Genomic DNA, 5,279 nt, shown 5'->3' on the forward strand with positions numbered 1-5,279 from the left:
TGATCGTCCGACCGCCACCGCCGCGAACCGCGGCCAGCGCCTGGTCGACCGCCCGCCTCGGGTCGTCGGACTCGGCGACGATCGTCGTTACGTCGGCGAAGTCGTCGGCGTGATCGGTCCCGGTGACGACCACGTCGGTGTGGTCCGGCAGCTCAGTGTCGGGTTCGACGGTGGTAAACGTCGTCCCGCGCTCGCGGAGCTCGTTGACGACGCCGTGGTACACCTCGAAGTCTGTCGTGGCGACGACTATCACACCCGCGCTTCGGCCCCGGACTCAATAAACGTGCGCGAACGCTCTGTTCGAGCGGTGAGACGAAGCGTGATTAGAGCGGACGGGGCAGTGATCCACGAGTCGCACGGCGGCACACTCGTCGAGCGTGGAGACGGCAGTCTCGAGATTACGGTTGAAGGCCTCGAGTCGACGAGCAGACAGAGGCAGCCCGTTCCGGGGCCTTTTTGCAGGTGCCCTGCCAACTCGAACCGTGACCGACGAGGCGATTTCAACCGGCTGTAGTCCGGTCGACGAGTTGCTCGGTGGGGGGTTCGAACGCGGAGCCGTCACGCAGTTGTACGGCCCGCCGGCGGCTGGGAAGACGAATCTCGCGCTGTCGGCGGCCGTCGAAACGGCGGTCGACGGCGGCACCGTCGTCTACATCGACACCGAAGGCGTTTCCGTCGACCGCTTTCAGCAATTGCTCGAGGCCACCGTCGACACCGACCCGCCTCGAGACGGGGATGAGGGCGACGCGGACGACGTAGAGGCCGTCGCCTCGCGGATCGTCATCGAGGACGCACTGGACTTCGAGGAACAGGCCGAGGCCGTCCGCGACGCCGAGGAGTTCGCCGAGCGCGCGGACCTCATCGTCCTCGACAGCGCGACCGGATTCTACCGCCTCGAGCGCACCGCCGACGGCGACGAGGGTGAGGCGTTACGCAGCGTCACCCGGCAGGTGACTCATCTGCTCTCGCTGGCCCGAAAACACGACCTCGGCGTCGTCCTGACGAATCAGGTCTTCGCCGACCCCGACTCGGATCGCACCCGGGGGCTCGGCGGGAACACCCTCGAGCACTGGACCGGAACGGTCGTCCGCCTCGAGCGCTTTCGCGGCGGAAAGCGGCGCGCGACCCTCGAGAAACACCGCTCGAAGCCCGTCGGTGACTCGGTTCAGTTCCGAATTACCGACACCGGACTCGCGGGCGGCGACGACGATACCTGGACCTGATCGCACCGCGTCCGGACCCTGGAGACGCAGCTCTCACTCGTTTTTCACTCTCGCTCTCGACAGACGCGTCCGTCGAATCGCCGCGGCCCGGACGACGGGTCGCCGACGGTGGGGCGTCGCGGCTGGACCGTCGACGAAACTACTGACGGGACCACCGACGAAACAACCGATAAGGCCATCGACGAGACCGGACTACCGAAAAAACGAGCGCGGAAACACCGAAGCCGGACACCCCCGGCTACAGTTGATTGAGCTTTCGCAGCAACTGGCCGCGGTACTCCTCGTCGCTGGTGACGCCCTTGAGTTCCAGAACGTTGCGCTCGAGTTTGTCCTCCGCGACGCGGAAGGCGTTCTCCGAGCCGTAGCCTTCCCCGGTGCCGGCGACCTGTCCCTTGTTCGTTCGCAGGCGGATCTGACACTGCACGAGCGGGGTGCCCCGGAGCTTCTCGTTGTGCTCGTGGAAGCGGACGTGGGCGTGCATCACCTGCATGTCGGCGTACTTGTCCGCGACTGACTCGATGCTCTCGACGATCGACTCCCGGGTGATGGTGTCGAGCATCGAGATGTTGGTGATCTGGACGTCCATGTGCTCCTCCTCGGTGAACGTCAGCGCGCGCAGGACGTCCGTCTTGGTGATGACGCCGATGACGACCCGGTCGTCGTCGGCCGGCGTGACCATCAGCCCCGCGTAGTCGTCCTCGAGCATCGCTTCGACGGCCTCCTTGGCCGTCGCGTCCAGCGTCGTCGTCTCCACGGGACTGTTCATGATGTCGTAGACGGGCACGTCGAGCAGGCGATCGGTGTCGCCGACCCGGTCGCCGGTCGTCGTCGTGTGGTTCTTCCGGATGACGAAGTCGGCAATGTCGTGGGTGGTCACGACGCCGGAGAGGTAGCCGTTCTCGTTCATCACCGGCAGTCGCGAAATCCCGTGTTCGCGCAGGAGATTGATCGCTTTCCCGATCCCGTCGCCTTCGTCGAGCGTGATCGGATCGTCGGTGTAGATGTCCGCGACGGTGAGCGTGTCGAGGTTCTCCAGCACCGCCTCGAGGATCGCGTCGTCGGTGATGACGCCCCAGAGGTCGCCGTTTTCGAAGACCGGCGCGACCGTGGCGTTGCTCTCGACGAGGACGCGTGCGGTCTCCCGGATATCCTCCTGGCGGTCGACCTTGGGAGACGGCGTGTTCCGGCTCGGTTTCGTCAGCGCCGCCACCTTGGCATCGTCCTCGACGTGCGACTGGAGGACCTCCCGCTCGCTGATGACGCCCTCGTATTCGCCGTCGTTCGTGACGATGATTCCCTTGGGATTGCCGTTCTCGAACATCGAACGGACTTTCCCCATTCGCGTCCCGACATCGACTTCGATAAACTCCGTGGTGGCGATATCAGCGATATTCATCTGTCCGTGTGACCGTAGTGCCGCAGGGGTATTTAAGATACTGCCCGTTTTGGCCGGGTGGCTCCGGGCATCGGGGTTTTTGTGCGGGCCGTTGAAGCATCTCACGATGCGCGACATCACCGTCTTCGGCCGGTACACCTACCTGGTCACCGAAATCGTCTGGGGGCTCGTCGCCGCACTCCTCTTGCGTCGGGCGAACGCGCTCCGGAAGGCGGCAGTTACCATCGTTGCACTGTACCCGATCGCCTACGTCTGGGACCGCTACACCCTCGCCGTCGGCGTCTTCGACATCAAACTGCGGACCGGCGTCGATATCGCCGGCATCCCGCTCGAGGAACACCTGTTCATGGCGGTGGTTCCCGGACTCGTCGTCGGAATGCACGAGACGATTTTCGGCGACGAATCCGATGAGGCGACGGCGCCCTCGAAGCCATCAGCGCACCGATAGTTGCCTCTCACTGACTGTAAGCAACCGCGACTATCTTGTACACACGGACCGTCAGTCGACTCGATGGATAGTCGTCGGCTCGCGACGACCGAGACGGACGAAACGGACGCGGACGAAAGCGCCGACCGCGCGCTTCTGCGGGGACTGGTGAACTTCCTCGTCGCCGTCGCACTCGTCTGTTCGCTCGCGCTCGGAACCGCCCTCTTCGCACCCCAACTCATCGACGGGATCGGCCTCGAGGGTGACGTGTCACCCAGTTCCGACGCGCCGCCGGCGGGCGAACGGAACCCTAACGTGACCGATCCCGACGATCCGGGGAACTCGAGCTACGAGACCGACGTCGAAGTGGTCAGCTCCGCGACCGTCGAGGACTTCGTCCACGCAGAGGTTAACGAGCGCCGGGCGGAACACGGCCTCGAGCCGATCGTATGGGATGGGACAATCGCATCTGTCGCGCGCGCCCACACCGAGGACATGGCCGATCGCGACTACTTCGCCCACAGGAATCCCGACGGGGAGGGACCGTACGACCGGTTTCAGGACGTCGACAACTACTGTCCGGGATACGGCGAAAACATCGCCAAGACGTGGCTCGATCGACCCGTCGGACGACCTGACGGCGACGGGATCGTTCGCCATCGGACCGCCGAGGGGCTCGCGACCGGGCTGGTCAACCAGTGGATGAACTCCACGCCCCATCGGCAGGCCATCCTCGAGGAAGGCGACACGCCCAGCTGGGACCGGGCAGGAGTCGGGGTCTACATCACCGACGGTGGCGAGGTTTACGCGGGGCAGAACTTCTGCCGGGAATCGTGAGCGACACGGAAGCTGGTGAGTCACGATCGAGGACAGTAACGACGGAGAGACGACGATCGAACGGTGTCCAGGAATTGCGAACGACTTACAGGTTCATAGTCCGAAACGACGGACGTTCACCATGGAGGTTCCGGAAACGCTCACTACTGTCTATCGAACGGCGAGTGACCGCGATCTTACCTTTCTCGCGGCCGGATTCGCCTACTACGCGTTCGTCTCGTTGATCCCGCTGATCCTGCTCGCGCTCGTCGTCGGCTCGCTGGTCGGCGGCGAGGAGGCGGCCCAGCGGCTGATCACCGCCGCCGGCGACTTCCTCCCGGCGGCTGGCGAGGAACTGGTCACCGAGGCGCTCACGACCGAATCCGGACGCGCGGAGGCGACCGTCGTCGCGCTCGTCGTCGCTGCGTGGGGTGCGCTCAAGGTCTTCCGTGGACTGAGCCTGGCGTTCGACAAGGTCTACGACGAGGTGGCCGAGGACTCCATCGTCGACCAGATCAGCGACGGACTCACCGTGATCGTCGCCGGCGCGGGCGCGCTCACGCTCATGATCGGAATCGGCGCGATGCTCCGGATCGTCGCCAGCTCTGTCCCCTTCGCCGGCCTGCTCGGTTGGGTCGTCCTGCTGGGCGGACTCGTCCTCGTCTTCCTGCCGGTCTACTACGTTCTACCGCCGGTACCTGTCGAACTGAGTGATATCGTCCCCGGTGCGGTCTTCGCCGCCGTCGGCTGGACGATCCTCCAGATCGGGTTTCAGCTCTACGCGTCGAACGCCGGCCAGTACGAGGCGTACGGTGCCGTCGGTGCGGTCCTCCTGTTCGTCACCTGGCTCTACTTCGCCGGCATCATCATCCTCGTCGGTGCCGTTCTCAACGTCGTCCAATCGCGCCCTGATATCGCGGAATAGCGACCGGGTGTCCAATCACAGGTTCCGTTTTCTGTATCGCCTGCACAGGGGAAAGATTATGTCCCCGGCAGCGACAGACCACGACCATGAGCGACGAGCGATCACCCTCCACCGCGGCGACCGACGACCCCGGCGCGGCCGACGACGTCGAGGCCGATGATGGCTCGAGCGAGGCCCTCGAGCCGAGCGGCGGTCCGAAGCGCGTCGTCTCCGAGCAGAGCGTCGACGACATTCTCGATTCGCTCGACGCGACGACGGCCGAGTCGACGGGCTCGAGCGACGAACCGACCACGACGAACGAACCGAGTGACACCGTCACGACCGCGGTCGACGATGACGACGTTCCGACGGCCGACGAGGAAGGCGGTGCTACGACCGACGGAACGACGGCCGACGAACCGACGACCGACGACACCGCGCCCCGGTCCGACGAGGAGTCGAACTCGAACGACGCGGTGTCGGTCGACGCGGCCGCATCGTCGCTCCCCGACG

5 protein-coding genes and 2 pseudogenes are annotated in these 5,279 nt (G+C 65.1%); 5 read left to right on the forward strand and 2 right to left on the reverse strand.

Annotated elements, in window-relative coordinates; genetic code table 11:
- A pseudogene (locus PGX04_RS20215) lies at positions 1-253 on the reverse strand (hypothetical protein); the annotation flags it as partial.
- Positions 254-482: 229 nt separating this feature from the next.
- On the opposite strand from PGX04_RS20215, the gene radB reads away from it, so the two are divergent.
- On the forward strand, positions 483-1,223 hold the full coding sequence (gene radB / locus PGX04_RS20220; protein WP_273740159.1) for a DNA repair and recombination protein RadB: 741 nt from the start codon (positions 483-485) through the stop codon (positions 1,221-1,223).
- A gap of 238 nt (positions 1,224-1,461) precedes the next feature.
- Here radB and PGX04_RS20225 read toward each other — a convergent pair whose 3' ends face one another.
- Entirely contained in the window at positions 1,462-2,619 is a 1,158-nt protein-coding gene (locus PGX04_RS20225; RefSeq protein WP_273740160.1) for a CBS domain-containing protein, read from the reverse strand.
- Positions 2,620-2,725: 106 nt separating this feature from the next.
- Between PGX04_RS20225 and PGX04_RS20230 the strand changes: the two genes are divergently transcribed.
- The 4 genes and pseudogenes from PGX04_RS20230 to PGX04_RS20245 all read left to right on the forward strand — a co-directional run.
- Positions 2,726-3,067, forward strand: a complete 342-nt coding sequence (locus PGX04_RS20230; RefSeq protein ID WP_273740161.1) for a lycopene cyclase domain-containing protein — start codon at positions 2,726-2,728, stop codon at positions 3,065-3,067.
- A 63-nt stretch (positions 3,068-3,130) separates the two neighbouring features.
- The gene (locus PGX04_RS20235) at positions 3,131-3,883 is read left to right on the forward strand and encodes a CAP domain-containing protein (RefSeq protein WP_273740162.1); all 753 of its coding nucleotides are present in this window, start codon (positions 3,131-3,133) and stop codon (positions 3,881-3,883) included.
- Between the two features lie 121 nt (positions 3,884-4,004).
- On the forward strand, positions 4,005-4,787 hold the full coding sequence (locus tag PGX04_RS20240) for a YihY/virulence factor BrkB family protein (protein ID WP_273740163.1): 783 nt from the start codon (positions 4,005-4,007) through the stop codon (positions 4,785-4,787).
- A gap of 86 nt (positions 4,788-4,873) precedes the next feature.
- Positions 4,874-5,279, forward strand: a pseudogene (locus PGX04_RS20245) (hypothetical protein); the annotation flags it as partial.

It is taken from the genome of Natrinema soli, assembly GCF_028618695.1.